Below are 13,254 nucleotides of genomic sequence, written 5' to 3'. Positions count from 1 at the left end.
TGTGCACCCTTTCGTATATGTCTCTGAAGGTGTATCTTTTCAGATCCCTGTAAACAACTTCCTGCTTCGGGGCGTAATTCACACCGCTCTCAAAAATGTGCTTTATTAAGAGCTGGTAGTTGTATGCTTCATCCACCATTTGCATCACCTCAGTTTAATCATCGAGCTAGCAATGAGTTTATGAACATTTTGGATTTAAACGATGAATTGTTGGGGTACGGGTTACAAATTTTTTATTATATTTCGCAAAGATACAGAAATACTGAAATATCACATTCATACTACATTATCAAGAACGATCGACACCCTTGGAAAACGTTATTAGTTTGCCCAGATTAAGAAGAGCAGATGATTGCAGAAGTTCTGAAAGATCGGGGAGCAGACTTCCTGATCATGTACGGATCAAGCAGCAATGCCAATTTCTACTATGCAACAAAATTCAAAACCTATGATGCGCTAACGTACATAGCCGGTATAGATGGTTCCGATATCCTCATAGTCCCGGAAATGGAGAAAAGACGAGCTGAAAGAGAGAGCAGGGTAAAGGAAATCGTATCTCTGGGAGACTTAGGATACGCTGAGAGGGTTAAGGAGTTTGGCGATCCTAGAAAGGCCTATCTGGAAGTGGTCGTCAATGTGCTGAAAGAGGGAAGGTGCAGAAAGCTCCTGATTCCCGAAGAAACGCCTACCTTCATATCGTTTGAAATGATGAAGCACTTTGAAGTCGAGGTAATACGAAACCCCTTCACCAGGCTCAGAAAGGTTAAAAGCTCCTCGGAGATTGAGAAAATTCGAGACGTGAGCAGGGCCATTTTGAATGTATTCAGACAGGTGGTTGAAAACTTCAACTTCGAAACATGTGATGATCTGAGAAGGACTGTTGAGATCAAGCTGTTTTCCACAGGATACCTGGCGGAGAACACGATCTGTTCATCCGGAAAAAGGTCAGCAGATCCCCACGACACCGGTGGCGGTAGGATTGAAGACCATGTCGTTATTGACGTTTTCCCCAGAAGCATGGAACACCTCTACTACTCAGATTTCACCAGAACCATTTTCGTCAGGGAAAACAAAGAGCTTGAGGACATGTATTCAGCCGTCGTCATTGCCCAGGAGGAGGCAATAAGGATGATAAGGGATGGTGTTGACGCAAAGGATGTTCACGAGAGGGTGAAAGATGTGCTTAACAGCTACGGATATAAAACTGGCGGTGGTGAGGGGTTCATTCACACTACAGGTCACGGAATTGGACTTGAAGTTCACGAAGAGCCGAGAATAGGTGATGTGAGCGTTACGCTGAAAAAGGGAATGGTTGTAACGGTCGAACCGGGATTGTACTACCGCAACATTGGGGGTGTTAGAGTGGAGGACACGATAGTCGTGAAAAGAGGAGAGTGCGAAATCCTTACACCGTTTGAAAAATTTTTAAAGCTGTGACTTTGGCAGAATGTACTTTTTCGGGGCAGTCTCGATGGGCTCAAGATATCTTCTCAGCACTTTCGGAATCTCAACCCTGCCATCTTCAAGCTGGAAGTTCTCGATTATGGCCGTGATAGTTCTGGTTGTGGCTATGGCCGTGGAATTAAGTGTGTGGACGAATCCCTTACTTGGTTTCCCCTTTTCCTCAGCAAATCTCACATTCAGTCTGTAGCTCTGCCAGTCAGTACAGTTGCTGCACGAAACCATCTCTCTGTATTTCCCCTGCGCTGGCATCCATGCCTCCAGATCATATTTCTTTGCCGCCACAATTCCCAGGTCTCCGGTACAAATGTTAACGATCCTGTAAGGAATTCCCAGTCCCTGCCAGAGCCTTTCAACATTCTCGAGCAGCTTCTCGTGCCATTCCCAGCTTTCCTCAGGATGACAAAAGACGAACTGCTCCACCTTGTTGAACTGATGAACCCTGAAAATCCCCTTTGTATCCTTTCCATGCGCCCCGGCCTCTTTTCTGAAGCACGGCGAAACCCCTGCATAGATTAAAGGCAGTTCATCCTCCGGAATCACCTCGTTCATGTGCATCGCAGCAATTGGGTGCTCGCTTGTAGCTATCAGATAGAGGTCTTCGTCCGCAACCTTGTATATGACTTCCTCAAAATCGCTGAAGGCAGTCACACCACTGTACGCCTCTCTCCTCATCATGTATGGTGGGGTTACAATTGTGAACCCGGATTTTTTCAGGTAATCCAGAGCATACATGGTGAGGGCAAAGTCCACCCACACAAGGTCGTTAAGAAGGTAGTAGAACCTTGATCCAGCTACCTTTGCAGCCCTTTCAAGATCCGCCCAGCCGAATATTTCCACTGCATCCGCATGACCAATCGGTTTGACGTCTGTGGCTTCATACTCTGCCATCCCGGATGTCATCTCAACAAAGCTGTCAACGTCCTCAAAGTACACCTTTGCTCTACCCCAGTATTTTACCGGAACGTTCTCCGTATCGTCCTTTCCGGCAGGAACTGTTTCATGAATTATGTTTGGAATCGAAAGCAAAACTTCTTCAAGCTCTCTTTCAATCCTCCTTAATTCCTCGTCCGCCTTCTTTACCTCATCGCTAACTTTTTTTGCCTCCTCAATTATCCTGTTTCTCTCCTCACCTTTTGCCCCCTTAACCTTTCTTGCCAGCTCATTTCTCTTCTTTCTGAGCTGATTAACCTGCTTCAGCTTATCTCTCCACATTCTGTCAAGTTTTATGGCAGTATCTATTATTTCAGTGCTCAGACCCCTCCGTTTCTGCGATTCGTAAAGAATGTCGGGATTTTCACGCAGTGCTTTGAGAATGCTCCACATCAAAAGAAAAAGAACCTCCGTGTTTATAAAAATACGCCTAGAAGTAGCGAGATGTAAACCAGACCGAGCGTCATGCTCGCCAGCTTGTACATCTTCTTTGCCTTGAATCTGTCAGGTGAGAGGGCAAATTTTACTGCCTTATAAAGGAAAAACGATACCGCTGAGACAGATAGCAGAAGATAAAAAATGCTCAATGGTAAGAGTATGTAGAGGCTGGATGCTAAAAGGAGCATGACAGCAGTTGCACCGACTATGGCCCACGATGCCTTCTCCATCCCGACCACAAGCGGGTACATCGGTATATTGGCAGTTCTGTAATCATCCTCATAGTGCATCGAAATGTACCAGATGTGGGATGGAATCCAGAGCAGTACTATCGCAGCGATAATGAATCCCGGAAGGGTGAAGCCCTGCACAGCAACCCATCCTCCAAGTGCCGGCATCGCTCCAGCGAAACCTCCAAGTACTATTGAATACGGACTCTTTCTTTTCAGCAGGACGGTGTAGATAACTATATCGAAAAACAGCCCCATAAACACTATAAACGCAAATTCCAGACTGACCTTCAGCCCTATTGCAAAACCCAAAGCAAAAAGAAAGGAACCATATACTGCACACTCGACTGTGCTTAATGAGCCGGACGGTAAGGGCCTATTCTTTGTTCTCAGCATGAGAGCGTCTATATCCCTATCCAGCCACATGTTAATGGCCGTGGTTCCGGAAATTGCGAGGTACATTGAAAAAAAGGCCTCAGCAAACCTGAAGTCAATAACGCCCGATCCCACGAGATAGGACACAATAAAGGTAACCATTAATAACAAAGTTTGCTTTGGCTTTGTTATCTCGATCAGCGCTTTAGCTTTTGGCACATTCAAACTTGGGTGGCAGATAAAAAAGTTTTTCTCTGATTTCTGCATGTAGAAGCAAGTTAGTCGTGTGGAATGAAGATTGGCACAAGCAGACCATGATGCTGAAATCAATGTGAAACCGGTTATGGATGGGCTACATATCTAAAGGTAGCCTGTAGAAAGAGTTATATTTCTTGTTGTACAGAGTTATACCAATGGTTAGCCTAAAAGTTAGAGTCGGGCCAAAGGGGCAGATTGTGATACCCAAAGTTATACGGGAGAGACTTGGCATCGAGCCCGGTAATCTCCTGCTTATCGATGAGAGAAATGGAAAAATTGTGATTGAAAGGTCTGACGTAGACGAGCTTGTGAGATGGCTCAAAGAGAACAGAAAGAAAATTGCGAGGGACGTTTATAAATTCAGCTTGGAGGATGAGTTTTGAAAGTTTTCATAGATGCGAACTATATAATTTACCTAAAATACTCTGAGAGTGATGAGACCTTCGATTACTGTGTAAGCCTCTTAAAGAAGCTGGAAAACCACAATCTTCTAACCAACATCGTTGTGATTGACGAAGTTGTCTGGATTTTGAACAGGAAGTACGGAATAGAGCTTGAGGAAATATTTGAATTTCTGGATAGGATAATGAATCTTGTAAACATTATTCGGCTGGATGGTGAAGAATACGGGCTCATGAAAGAAATCATGGCTAAATACAACCTGAAGCCATCGGATGCAATACATGCCGCAAGCATGAAAAGGGCTGGGATAAGACACATTGTATCCGAAGATTCAGATTTTGATAAAGTGAAGTGGATAAAACGAATATGGATGGACGGTGAGATTGAAGATCTGCAGTAGATTTGATTTCTCGGTTTTTCCTGAGAAGGTGTCGCAGTCTGAATTTGGAAAAGGTTTTTGATGGTTCTTGAATTTTCTAAAACGTTGTTGATCTGGAACCTCGCATTCTTCGCTTTGCGTTGCTCTCCGAAGAATGGCGAAGGTAACCTCCACTGCACTTCCTTACATCTTCCGCATCCCTCACGGTCAGCCTGATGTCCTCATCCTCGTAGCAGTAAGGCTAACCTTTTACTACACCCTCTTTTGTAACCACAAAAATCTTTAAGCAAAAAACCAATACCAATTCAATGGGCATATTTTCCGAAGTTTCCGGGATTCTTGGAATCGATATGAAAACACTTGAGAAGGAGAGTTTGAGAACCTATCTAAAAAAGAAAATGAAGGAGTACAATGCAGAAATACTCGAAATATGTAGAAAATATGGTGTAAAATCGGCGAAGGAGTTTGAAGAATTATACAAATCCGGAAAGCTTGATGAAGAAAACACTTTGGATGATTTCTTCAGGCTCGATTATTTAGAATCGCAGATTGAGAAAATAAAAACCGCATTGAGGGAGCTCGGTGATTGAAAGGCTTAGAAGGCTTGCTGAAGTGGCGGAAAAAGAGTTTCCAGATATTGTTGAATTTACAGAGATCACGCACAAGCTGAGAATTTTCATTACTGATGGTAAGTTTCGTTGATGTATGGATTTCTGAAAGACTGAGCCGTTATGCGTATCACTGGGAAAGAAGGCATATCGATGGCAAAGTCTTCAGGCACGACAATATACCTCACGCTAAATGGAAATACGTGGAGACTTTTCCAAAGCACTTTCACAATGGCAGTGAGGGAAACGTCGTAGAGAGTTACATAAGTGAAAAGCCAGAAGAAGCTGTAAAGGAGTTTTTAACTTTTGTGAAAGAGAAATTGATTGATAACAAGTAGGAGGATGAAAAAATCAAATACGTAACAATTTTCTCAGCCAGCTTGTACGTTCTCTTTTCTGAACCGTTCTTAATTCATTGGTCGTGGCTAATTTTCCCAACGGTTAAAGTGCAGTATTCGAGCCTATACCTTCAAATTACAATTTCAGCAATTTTCCTGTTTCCAAGATAAATTTCAATCGGGCTATCCCCACAATAACATTGTTAACCTGAAATCTTGCATTCTTAGCTTTAGATTATCCTTGCGTTGCACTCCAAAGTGAGGTGAAGGCGGGTAACCCCGCTGCACTTCTTTCGCACCTTCGGCGTCTCCTATCGTAAGTTTGATGCTCTCCCTGAACAGCTTTTCGTTGGATTCTTTAAGCAGTTCAGGAGTTTCATGAGTTTTCAGCACTCTTAAAATTTTTACTTTAACATCTGTATTACCTCTCGCGTTGTATATACCTTAACAACGTTTTGCCTTCTCAACTTTTTATCGTTAGACCATACCGGACAGTTCAATTTTAAAGCTAAGGCAAGATAGGGAACATCGTCTACGTCAGGTGAGATGCTCTTAGCGTCATCGTACTTATCTTCAAATTCCTCAAACGGGATTACATCGATCTGGCTTTCCAAGAAATTCACGATAACGTTCAATTCTTCCCGAGATAGTTTAGTCTTCTCTATTATTTCATCAAAATGCTCGCGGATTTCTATGAACAGGTACTCAGGAGCTACAAAACGGAATTTACCCAAGATTCTGTTAATAGCAAAAATCCTGAAAGTCCCTCCTCTGGCTATGAGAGATGCAAACACAACGTTAGCGTCAACCACCATCAACATGTTTCCTGAACCTCTCCGCAATTGACCTGCTGATTTTCTCGCCAAGTTCCAAAGCATCCTCTTCGGTCATCTTACTCTTGGACACGATCTTTTCAATCTCTGTTAAATTCTGTATTTCCTTTTCAATCATCTTTCTTATTGCCGGCGACCAATCTACTTCAAATTTTTCCATTTTTCTTTTTAGGTCTTCGGGAATTTTAATTTTTAACTCAGCCATGTTCAGAATCTGTTTTAAAGACTTATATTTTTTCTCTATTGTAGTTCTGCCTTCAATCACAATCTCAGCCATTTTTCTGCCGTTAACGTACACCTCAATCGGCTTATCCCCCAACAACAACGTTGTTGATCTGGAACCCCCGCGGTTTTGGCCTTACGTTGCTCTCCGAAGAATGGTGATGGCAAGCCCCACTGCACTTCCTTAACACCCTCGGCATCCCTAATGGTCAGTTTGATGCTCTCACCCTTTTAGCAGGCAAAGCCAGCCCACCGATCGTGAGTTTGCCGTTTAACAGGTTTGCGTTCACAACATCTATCCTGAAGAAGTCGAGGTTATTAGCTAAGTAGTTCACTTTCACCTTGGGGAAAATCTTTTCTTTAGCCATTATTCCGCTTTTCCTCATGAACTCCAAAACCTTTCTGTACATTTCCTCTACGGCTTTTTCTATTACTTCTCTCGGAATCTTGTCCTACTCTCTGTAGAACTCTATCTCTTCCTTGGATAGGACAAACTGATTTTCCGTGCCGAAGTACTCCCTGCACAGCTTCTCGTTGGATTCTTTGAACCGGTTCAGGAATTCGATTCTTTCCTGGAGGGGGAAGAAGGATTTGATTATGCTGCCCTCTTTTTGTCGAGGTTGAGGAGATAGTTTACGATTTTATGTGTTATCAGTTGTCAGTCAACTGCATAAATTTAAAAAGTTTGGATTTTGAAAGTGATATATGGTTGTTGAGGAGAAACTGGAAAAGATAGAAAAAGAAATTCAAAGTATAAAGATGTTAATAACATTTAGATCAGACTTACTTGCAGAGAAGAAACCTGTTTCATTAAGGGGAATATGTGATATTCTTGTCTCAGATGAAGAGTTAGAAAAGTATATAGAATCCGCAAAAAAATCTGTGTTCGGTGGTACGCGTGTTTTACGTGACTGATGCTCATCCGTTCATATGGTATCTTGCAGACAAATTGCCGCCAGCTATTGATAGGATTTTCACCTCTGCTGAAAAAGGAGAAGCAATCATATTTGTCCCGACTATTGTACTGGCTGAGTGTCTTTATCTCGCAGAAACTGGAAAAATCAAACTAAATCTTAATGAGCTAATTAGTAAAATGGAGCTTAGTAGTAATTTCGTTCCAGTATCTTTTAACTTCCAGGTTTTTAAGCTTTTACCGGAAATAAAGATAAAGGAAATTCACGACAGGGTTATTGTAGCTACAGCAAAATTGTTAAACGCCAAGCTAATAACGAAGGACAGAGAGATTAGAGAATCCGGAATTGTGGAAGTCGTCTGGTAGAATTTGACCTGATAAAAAGTTAATCGCTGAGATTCCCAACAACAACGTTGTTGATCTGGAACCCCCGCGGTTTTGGCCTTACGTTGCTCTCCGAAGAATGGTGGAGGTAGGCCCCACTTAACTTCCTTAACACCCTCCGCATCCCTTATCGTAAGCTTAATGTCTTCATCCTCCCCAACAGGCAAAGCCTCTCAACTTTGCCTTCAGAACCAAACATCCTACTACTCAACCACCCTAACCTTCAAGTCTGAAACTTCAGCTATGTCCAGAAAATCCCTGTCCTTCGTGATAAGCTCCTCTTTCCTGTTTATGCGGATCGAGGCTATTACCAAATCGGCAAAGGCTTTAGGCTTTCCGACTTTCATAAGTTCGTTCTGAAGCTTGTGGGCTAAGAGGAAGTCAGAAATGTCTGGAAATAATATTTTACCATAAAATTTTTTGTAGTAGATTATCTTTGGATATTCAACCAATGTTACAGCAGTTATATCTTCACTTATTTCTTCTTTGATTTTCACCCTTACAATAACTATATCTGTATCGATTATCAACCTATCAGCCTTTTCTTCTCCTTTTCTCTGAGTTCTGCTACATTTACTTCTTCAAGCTCCTCTGTTAGTTCCTCTGAAGTTATCCCAAGAAGTCTTCTAACCTCCTCTACTGTCATTTTTTCCCCTGATATTGCCTGTGATATTGCGATCTTCAACTTCTCCTCATTAATTTCATCCGGAACCTCTATCTGGATGATCTTTCCCATACTTTAGATTCGGCTGAGATTTTATAAAGGTTTTTTGATGTTTCTTGTAGCTTCTTTCAACCTCCTGCCGTTGACCCATTCCAATGCCACCTAACGTGTTCTGCAGGCAAAAACCGCCCACCCCAAAAACACACCAAACCAGAGCGTTCCGAACCTGATTATCAGGGTAGATGCGACAGCTACCTCCGCTGCTAAGCCAAAATACTGCAGCAAACCGGTCATCGAAGCTTCAGCCACCCCTATCCCGCCCGGGATCATGCTCAAACCCATAACAATCAGAATCTGATATTATGTGCACAAAATCTATGTAAAGTTGATAATTTCAGCAATTTTTGTATGAAAATCTCCATCATCGGTTCAGGCTACGTTGGACTGATAACAGGTATGGGGCTAGCTGAATTGGGCAACGAAGTTATTTTTGTGGACCTTGACGAAAAAATAGTAGAAAGTATCAATTCTGCCACACCCCCAATATTTGAGAGAGGTTTAGGAGATTTAATGGAAAGGAATGCTGGAAACTTTAGGGCCACGCATGAATACGAGTTCATAGCTGAAACAGATATCTCGTTCATCTGTGTTGGAACGCCCTCAAAAGATGACGGATCAGTCAATCTGAAGTTTGTGAAAGATGCTGCAAAAGACCATGTTGTAGCTGTCAAAAGCACGGTTGTACCTGGAACAACAGAAGAAGTCGTGAAACCGACTATTGAAAAGGAATCTGGAAAAGAAGCTTTTAAGGATTTTGGGCTTGCAATGAATCCTGAGTTTCTCAGAGAAGGAAACGCTGTTCACGATTTCTTTAATCCGGATAGAATTGTAATTGGAGTAAAGAATGAGAAAACAAAGGAACTACTAGAAGCTTTGTATAAATCGTTTAAGTGTCCAAAACTAATTACCGATATCAAAACCGCTGAGATGATAAAATACGCCTCAAATGCATTTTTGGCAACAAAGATATCATTTGCTAACGAAATAGGCAATATATGTAAAAAACTTGAGATTGACGTGTACGAAGTTTTCAAGGGAGCTGGATTAGATCATCGCATTAATCCATCGTTTTTCAGAGCTGGAATAGGCTTTGGAGGAAGTTGCTTTCCGAAAGACGTTAAAGCTTTAATTAAGAAGGCTGAAGAAATTGGAGAGAACCCAAAGTTGCTTAAAGCAGTGATAGAAGTAAATGAGGAGCAACCCCTGAAGTTATTAGAGATGTTAAGAAACCACGTTCCGGATCTGAAAGGTAAGACGATTGGCATTCTTGGTTTAGCTTTCAAGCCAGATACCGATGATGTGAGAGAGTAGAGCAATACCTATCATTAAAGTGCTGCTTGAAGAAGGTGCAAAAGTCGTTGCGTACGACCCAAAAGCCATGAAAAACTTCAAACAACTATTTCCGGAGATCGAGTACGCCAGCTCTGGAGATTATGTTGTAGAAAATTCGGATGCGGTGTTAATTGTTATGAAGGAGTGTGTTGGTAGAAAGTGTTCAGTTCAGAGCAGTCGGGTAAGCTCAAAGGATCAGCGAGTCAAGGAAAATTACGTCACGATCCGAGAAATGTGGGCAAAATCCATTTGAACTGAAATTTTTAAATACATCCCCAACCTACTCACCCTGTGTTGAGCCAAAAACTAATCCCGCTGCTTGATCACTACATAAATAAAAAAAGTAAGGCTGCTGTGCTGGTTCCCCTATTTGACGAGATTTGCCCGAAAATAGTTATGATAAAAAGATCAAAGGGGTTGAACAGAAGTGCCGGACATGTTGCTTTTCCCGGAGGGATGATTGAGGATGGCGAAAGCGAGGTCGAGGCTGCATTAAGGGAATTTGAGGAGGAGCTTGGAATAAATCCCGATAGCGTAAGTGTTCTCGGTTTTCTGAGACCAAGAGAGGTAATGGAGTACAGAATACGGATCTGTCCGGTGGTCGGGATGATAAACACACTCGATTTCGTACCGGATGGTAGAGAGGTAAGCAGAGTGCTCGTTGATGAGCTGAGAAAGGTTCTGAAATCCCGCCGGGTTACGGACTGGGGACCAAATTTTGAGTGTGCAGGCCATCTGGTATGGGGTGCCTCAAGCAGAGTCCTTGACGACCTCTATCTTAGAATTGTAAATAAATATGGTTCGATAGACAATTTCTTTAGCCGATGAACTCGTGTTCCCGCCCGAGTTTCCTGATTACGTCCATCTGCCTTAGAACGAGTTTTCTCGCCTCCTCCATGTCCGTTTCGGCAATGATTTTACCACCCTCAATGACCTTCTTAAGCATGGGTTCACCTTTCTCCGGTGGTTCTTCTCTGAACAGCCTGATCTCATCCTCCAGAGTTTCCCAATCCCTGTAGATCTGCTTCATTCCACCTCTCTTCCCCCTCTTGGCCACAAACTTCCCTTCCCTCTCAACTATGTCGAGAGCGAAATCTATGGGGCCAGCACCGCTTATTGCAGTACCAACCCCGAAGGCATCCACGATGTCTTTGAGTTCAAGAATATCAGATAAGCTTAGACCTCCGCTCACAAAGATTTTGACATCCTTTCTTCCCCTTATATCCAGCTCCCACCTGACCTCCTCAACGATTTTTCTGAACCTTCCTCTTCTTGATGAGGGAGTGTCGAGGCGTACAGCGCTGACGTTTTTAACATTCTCCACAGCCAGTACAGCCTCAGTCTTCTCATCGAAATATGTATCCACCAGCATGGTTCTCGGAACTTCCGGATCCACAACCTCGTCAAAGCTCCTCCAGGCGGCAACCTGATCGCCAAAGCAGATGATCATCGCATGTGGCATTGTTCCCATGCTGGGTATCCCAAGATACTTTTCCGCTGAAAAGTTGCTGACACCATCCACACCGCCGATGTAGGCTGATCTTTCAATTGCCGGAGCCAGTGCAGGATGCATCCTTCTTGTACCAAAGGAGTAGACCCCTCTATCCCCGGCTGCGAGCTTGAACCTGAATGCCTGCGTTGCCACAGCACTTGCGTGGCATATGAATCCAAGCAGAGAAGTCTCATACCTTGCAAAGTCAAGATATTTTCCCACAATGGTGATCACAGGTTCGTGTGGAAAGAATATGCTCCCCTCCGGCATGGCGTAAACATCTATTGGCAGACCCTCCAGAAGGTTTAGGGCGTCCTCAAGTCCTGCAAAAACCCCCCAGTTAGAGGTCGTAACCTCGGCCACAACCGTGGGATTCACGTTTTTCGCCTTCAAGACTTTCTCAGTCCATATAAAATACTTGTCCGTTACATTGCCCTTTTTTATATCCTCCTCGTCGACCATTCTGAACATCATAGTGTATCACACTCACAGGGTTTTTTACCGCAGCGAATGCAGTATCCGGGATACTTTTTAAAAACTTCCCTCTCAACATCAATATCCAGAAGGTTCGCAAGACTTACGAGCCACGCCATTACGTCGGCTATTTCCTCACCAACATTACCGCCTTTTCTCACAGCCTCTGCAAGCTCTCCTACCTCTTCAACAACCCACAGCATGGTCTTATCCACTCCCCTTTCCCTGTCCCGTTTAATGTAAATTTCAGAAATCATTTTCTGAAACTCGGAAATTTTCATATCTTCTCACATCCTCACCGGCACTCCTCTTTCCGCAAGGTACTCCTTAATCTCGGATATTGAGATCTCACCGTAATGGAATATACTCGCTGCCAGTCCCGCATCAGCCTTGCCTTCAACAAATCCTTCGTAAAAGTGCTCCAGCGTTCCTGCACCACCTGACGCTATAACAGGTATTCCCACCTCCTCACTTATTTTCCTTGTTATAGGGATGTCAAAACCTTCCTTGGTGCCATCTCTGTTCATGGACGTCAGCAGAATTTCGCCCGCTCCGAGCTCCTCTACTTTTTTGGCCCACCACACAGCATCTATACCGACAGGCTTCCTTCCTCCGTAAATCACGACCTCGTACCAGGCTTTACTGCCGTCCTCAAGCTCTACAATGTATTTTCCCCTTTCAAGCTCAAAATTTCTCCTGCAATCAATTGCAACAACTATACACTGACTCCCGAATACTTCTGCAGCTTCTCTTACAAATTCGGGGTTCTTTACTGCTGCGGTATTTACTGAAACTTTATCTGCACCGGCAGAAAGAATGCTGTTGATATCCTCAATGCTCTTTATTCCTCCACCAACTGTGAACGGGATAAAAACCTGCTCTGCAGTTCTTTCGATTACATCGATCATTGTTCTCCTTCCATCTGGTGAAGCTGTAATGTCCAAAAAGACCAGTTCATCCGCACCTTCCACATCATATCTTTTTGCAAGCTCAACCGGATCTCCGGCGTCTCTCAAATTTACGAATTCCACGCCTTTAACAACCCTTGCCCCCTTCTCATCAAGGGTTACATCGAGGCAGGGAATAATTCTCTTTGCCAGCATTCAATACCTCACCTCAAACCCATCGCATCTCTCCATACCAGCTTTCCTGACCTCCACATTTCTAACTATCGCCATTGGAGGGCCTCTGTTGATGGCGGAGAGGAATTTATCAATCATAAGTTCGTCTCCCACGGCATAAATGTAAACCCTACCATCTGAAAGATTCCTAACGTATCCCCTTATTCCAAGTTCTCTCGCAACTTTCCTTGTGAAGTATCGGAATCCCACCCCCTGAACGACGCCACTGACATAGACCTCAACTGCCATCATCAGTCCGACTAAGGGATTCGGTATATAAATTTAAAATTTCTTTAAAATATATTTTATTACGAATTGAAACGGTATATATTCTTTG

At 43.3% G+C, this 13,254-nt stretch carries 20 protein-coding genes and 1 pseudogene; 9 read left to right on the top strand and 12 right to left on the bottom strand.

Features of this window, described 5'->3' with window-relative positions; genetic code table 11:
- Window positions 1-348: 348 nt before the first annotated feature.
- Complete coding sequence (locus JFQ59_RS04380) at window positions 349-1,437, top strand: M24 family metallopeptidase (RefSeq protein WP_202319192.1); 1,089 nt, start codon at window positions 349-351, stop codon at window positions 1,435-1,437.
- On the opposite strand, the gene serS is transcribed toward JFQ59_RS04380, so the two are convergent.
- Together serS and cyoE are read right to left on the bottom strand one after the other, a co-directional pair.
- Complete coding sequence (serS, locus tag JFQ59_RS04375) at window positions 1,426-2,790, bottom strand: serine--tRNA ligase (RefSeq protein ID WP_407928330.1); 1,365 nt, start codon at window positions 2,788-2,790, stop codon at window positions 1,426-1,428. The genes JFQ59_RS04380 and serS overlap by 12 nt on opposite strands.
- A 20-nt stretch (window positions 2,791-2,810) precedes the next feature.
- Window positions 2,811-3,656, bottom strand: a complete 846-nt coding sequence (gene cyoE, locus JFQ59_RS04370; RefSeq protein WP_202319190.1) for a heme o synthase — start codon at window positions 3,654-3,656, stop codon at window positions 2,811-2,813.
- A 194-nt stretch (window positions 3,657-3,850) separates the two neighbouring features.
- Between cyoE and JFQ59_RS04365 the strand changes: the two genes are divergently transcribed.
- From JFQ59_RS04365 to JFQ59_RS04350, 4 genes are all read left to right on the top strand, one after another.
- A complete protein-coding gene (locus JFQ59_RS04365) occupies window positions 3,851-4,078 on the top strand; it encodes an AbrB/MazE/SpoVT family DNA-binding domain-containing protein (protein ID WP_202319189.1) in 228 nt (75 codons plus the stop codon).
- Window positions 4,075-4,497 carry a type II toxin-antitoxin system VapC family toxin gene (locus JFQ59_RS04360; protein WP_202319188.1) on the top strand — a complete coding sequence of 141 codons (423 nt, stop codon included), beginning with the start codon at window positions 4,075-4,077 and terminating at the stop codon, window positions 4,495-4,497. Before JFQ59_RS04365 ends, JFQ59_RS04360 begins: the two co-directional genes overlap by 4 nt.
- 287 nt (window positions 4,498-4,784) lie before the next feature.
- The gene (locus tag JFQ59_RS04355) at window positions 4,785-5,066 is read left to right on the top strand and encodes a hypothetical protein (protein WP_202319187.1); all 282 of its coding nucleotides are present in this window, start codon (window positions 4,785-4,787) and stop codon (window positions 5,064-5,066) included.
- Between the two features lie 95 nt (window positions 5,067-5,161).
- Window positions 5,162-5,422, top strand: coding sequence for a toxin-antitoxin system TumE family protein (locus JFQ59_RS04350; protein ID WP_202319186.1), 261 nt, complete (start codon window positions 5,162-5,164; stop codon window positions 5,420-5,422).
- 404 nt (window positions 5,423-5,826) lie between these two features.
- On the opposite strand, the gene JFQ59_RS04345 is transcribed toward JFQ59_RS04350, so the two are convergent.
- From JFQ59_RS04345 to JFQ59_RS04335, 3 genes are all read right to left on the bottom strand, one after another.
- Window positions 5,827-6,243 (bottom strand): PIN domain-containing protein, encoded by a 417-nt coding sequence (locus tag JFQ59_RS04345; protein WP_202319185.1) that lies wholly within the window; start codon window positions 6,241-6,243, stop codon window positions 5,827-5,829.
- A complete protein-coding gene (locus tag JFQ59_RS04340) occupies window positions 6,227-6,520 on the bottom strand; it encodes a hypothetical protein (protein WP_202319184.1) in 294 nt (97 codons plus the stop codon). The genes JFQ59_RS04345 and JFQ59_RS04340 overlap by 17 nt, the downstream gene beginning before the upstream one ends.
- A 166-nt stretch (window positions 6,521-6,686) precedes the next feature.
- On the bottom strand, window positions 6,687-6,887 hold the full coding sequence (locus JFQ59_RS04335) for a hypothetical protein (RefSeq protein ID WP_202319183.1): 201 nt from the start codon (window positions 6,885-6,887) through the stop codon (window positions 6,687-6,689).
- A 295-nt stretch (window positions 6,888-7,182) separates the two neighbouring features.
- On the opposite strand from JFQ59_RS04335, the gene JFQ59_RS04330 reads away from it, so the two are divergent.
- Both JFQ59_RS04330 and JFQ59_RS04325 read left to right on the top strand, forming a co-directional pair.
- Window positions 7,183-7,392: a hypothetical protein gene (locus tag JFQ59_RS04330; protein WP_202319182.1), complete on the top strand. Its 210-nt coding sequence runs from the start codon at window positions 7,183-7,185 to the stop codon at window positions 7,390-7,392.
- Window positions 7,385-7,756, top strand: coding sequence for a type II toxin-antitoxin system VapC family toxin (locus JFQ59_RS04325; RefSeq protein WP_330999840.1), 372 nt, complete (start codon window positions 7,385-7,387; stop codon window positions 7,754-7,756). The genes JFQ59_RS04330 and JFQ59_RS04325 overlap by 8 nt, the downstream gene beginning before the upstream one ends.
- Window positions 7,757-7,977: 221 nt before the next feature.
- On the opposite strand, the gene JFQ59_RS04320 is transcribed toward JFQ59_RS04325, so the two are convergent.
- From JFQ59_RS04320 to JFQ59_RS04310, 3 genes are all read right to left on the bottom strand, one after another.
- The gene (locus tag JFQ59_RS04320) at window positions 7,978-8,304 is read right to left on the bottom strand and encodes a PIN domain-containing protein (RefSeq protein WP_202319180.1); all 327 of its coding nucleotides are present in this window, start codon (window positions 8,302-8,304) and stop codon (window positions 7,978-7,980) included.
- On the bottom strand, window positions 8,301-8,510 hold the full coding sequence (locus JFQ59_RS04315) for a hypothetical protein (protein WP_202319179.1): 210 nt from the start codon (window positions 8,508-8,510) through the stop codon (window positions 8,301-8,303). Before JFQ59_RS04315 ends, JFQ59_RS04320 begins: the two co-directional genes overlap by 4 nt.
- A gap of 90 nt (window positions 8,511-8,600) precedes the next feature.
- On the bottom strand, window positions 8,601-8,780 hold the full coding sequence (locus JFQ59_RS04310) for a lysylphosphatidylglycerol synthase domain-containing protein (RefSeq protein WP_230972282.1): 180 nt from the start codon (window positions 8,778-8,780) through the stop codon (window positions 8,601-8,603).
- 66 nt (window positions 8,781-8,846) lie between these two features.
- Between JFQ59_RS04310 and JFQ59_RS04305 the strand changes: the two are divergent.
- Together JFQ59_RS04305 and JFQ59_RS04300 are read left to right on the top strand one after the other, a co-directional pair.
- Window positions 8,847-9,966, top strand: a pseudogene (locus JFQ59_RS04305) (UDP-glucose dehydrogenase family protein); the annotation flags it as partial.
- Between the two features lie 155 nt (window positions 9,967-10,121).
- Complete coding sequence (locus tag JFQ59_RS04300; RefSeq protein ID WP_202319177.1) at window positions 10,122-10,658, top strand: NUDIX hydrolase; 537 nt, start codon at window positions 10,122-10,124, stop codon at window positions 10,656-10,658.
- On the opposite strand, the gene JFQ59_RS04295 is transcribed toward JFQ59_RS04300, so the two are convergent.
- From JFQ59_RS04295 to JFQ59_RS04280, 4 genes are read right to left on the bottom strand one after another with little or no spacing between them, the layout of a single operon-like run.
- On the bottom strand, window positions 10,648-11,796 hold the full coding sequence (locus tag JFQ59_RS04295; RefSeq protein WP_202319176.1) for a nicotinate phosphoribosyltransferase: 1,149 nt from the start codon (window positions 11,794-11,796) through the stop codon (window positions 10,648-10,650). The two genes, JFQ59_RS04300 and JFQ59_RS04295, sit on opposite strands and share 11 nt — an antisense overlap.
- Window positions 11,793-12,077, bottom strand: a complete 285-nt coding sequence (locus JFQ59_RS04290; RefSeq protein WP_202319175.1) for a MazG nucleotide pyrophosphohydrolase domain-containing protein — start codon at window positions 12,075-12,077, stop codon at window positions 11,793-11,795. Before JFQ59_RS04290 ends, JFQ59_RS04295 begins: the two co-directional genes overlap by 4 nt.
- A gap of 6 nt (window positions 12,078-12,083) precedes the next feature.
- A complete protein-coding gene (hisF, locus tag JFQ59_RS04285; protein ID WP_202319174.1) occupies window positions 12,084-12,899 on the bottom strand; it encodes an imidazole glycerol phosphate synthase subunit HisF in 816 nt (271 codons plus the stop codon).
- Complete coding sequence (locus tag JFQ59_RS04280; RefSeq protein WP_202319173.1) at window positions 12,900-13,169, bottom strand: acylphosphatase; 270 nt, start codon at window positions 13,167-13,169, stop codon at window positions 12,900-12,902.
- Window positions 13,170-13,254: the final 85 nt, after the last annotated feature.

Source organism: Archaeoglobus neptunius (genome assembly GCF_016757965.1).
Taxonomy (GTDB): Archaea; Halobacteriota; Archaeoglobi; order Archaeoglobales; family Archaeoglobaceae; genus Archaeoglobus; species Archaeoglobus neptunius.
The sequence above is the reverse complement of the archived record's forward strand: the minus strand, read 5'-3'. Positions and strand labels throughout refer to the sequence as shown.

Coding starts and splice junctions, on each gene's coding strand:
- JFQ59_RS04380 (WP_202319192.1), top strand. CDS start 349: ATGATTGCAGAAGTTCTGAAAGATCGGGGAGCAGACTTCCTGATCATG.
- JFQ59_RS04365 (WP_202319189.1), top strand. CDS start 3,851: ATGGTTAGCCTAAAAGTTAGAGTCGGGCCAAAGGGGCAGATTGTGATA.
- JFQ59_RS04355 (WP_202319187.1), top strand. CDS start 4,785: ATGGGCATATTTTCCGAAGTTTCCGGGATTCTTGGAATCGATATGAAA.
- JFQ59_RS04350 (WP_202319186.1), top strand. CDS start 5,162: ATGGTAAGTTTCGTTGATGTATGGATTTCTGAAAGACTGAGCCGTTAT.
- JFQ59_RS04345 (WP_202319185.1), bottom strand. CDS start 6,243: ATGTTGATGGTGGTTGACGCTAACGTTGTGTTTGCATCTCTCATAGCC.
- JFQ59_RS04335 (WP_202319183.1), bottom strand. CDS start 6,887: ATGTACAGAAAGGTTTTGGAGTTCATGAGGAAAAGCGGAATAATGGCT.
- JFQ59_RS04330 (WP_202319182.1), top strand. CDS start 7,183: ATGGTTGTTGAGGAGAAACTGGAAAAGATAGAAAAAGAAATTCAAAGT.
- JFQ59_RS04315 (WP_202319179.1), bottom strand. CDS start 8,510: ATGGGAAAGATCATCCAGATAGAGGTTCCGGATGAAATTAATGAGGAG.
- JFQ59_RS04310 (WP_230972282.1), bottom strand. CDS start 8,780: ATGGGTTTGAGCATGATCCCGGGCGGGATAGGGGTGGCTGAAGCTTCG.
- JFQ59_RS04295 (WP_202319176.1), bottom strand. CDS start 11,796: ATGATGTTCAGAATGGTCGACGAGGAGGATATAAAAAAGGGCAATGTA.
- JFQ59_RS04290 (WP_202319175.1), bottom strand. CDS start 12,077: ATGAAAATTTCCGAGTTTCAGAAAATGATTTCTGAAATTTACATTAAA.
- hisF (WP_202319174.1), bottom strand. CDS start 12,899: ATGCTGGCAAAGAGAATTATTCCCTGCCTCGATGTAACCCTTGATGAG.
- JFQ59_RS04280 (WP_202319173.1), bottom strand. CDS start 13,169: ATGATGGCAGTTGAGGTCTATGTCAGTGGCGTCGTTCAGGGGGTGGGA.